The organism is Streptomyces sp. E2N166, assembly GCF_003671715.1.
GTDB classification, from domain to species: Bacteria; Actinomycetota; Actinomycetes; order Streptomycetales; family Streptomycetaceae; genus Streptomyces; species Streptomyces thinghirensis.
The window spans coordinates 1-305 of sequence record NZ_RAIF01000030.1 but is presented as its reverse complement, the minus strand read 5'-3'; the positions used below and the strand labels follow the sequence as shown (position 1 = coordinate 305).

Sequence of the window (305 nt, the reverse complement as noted above, 5' to 3'; positions counted from 1 at the left end):
GGCTCGCCGATCCTGTACTACGGCGACGAGATCGGCATGGGCGACAACATCTGGCTCGGCGACCGCGACGCGGTCCGCACGCCGATGCAGTGGACCCCGGACCGCAACGCCGGCTTCTCGTCGTCCGATCCGGGGCGGCTGTTCCTGCCGACGATCATGGACCCGGTCTACGGCTACCAGGTGACGAACGTCGAGGCGTCCATGGCCTCGCCCTCGTCCCTGCTGCACTGGACCCGCCGCATGATCGAGATCCGCAAGCAGAACCCCGCCTTCGGCCTCGGCACCTACACCGAACTGCCCTCCTC

1 pseudogene is annotated in these 305 nt (G+C 68.2%); it reads left to right on the top strand.

Annotated elements, in window-relative coordinates:
- A pseudogene (locus EBH09_RS22020) lies at positions 1–305 on the top strand (trehalose synthase); the annotation flags it as partial.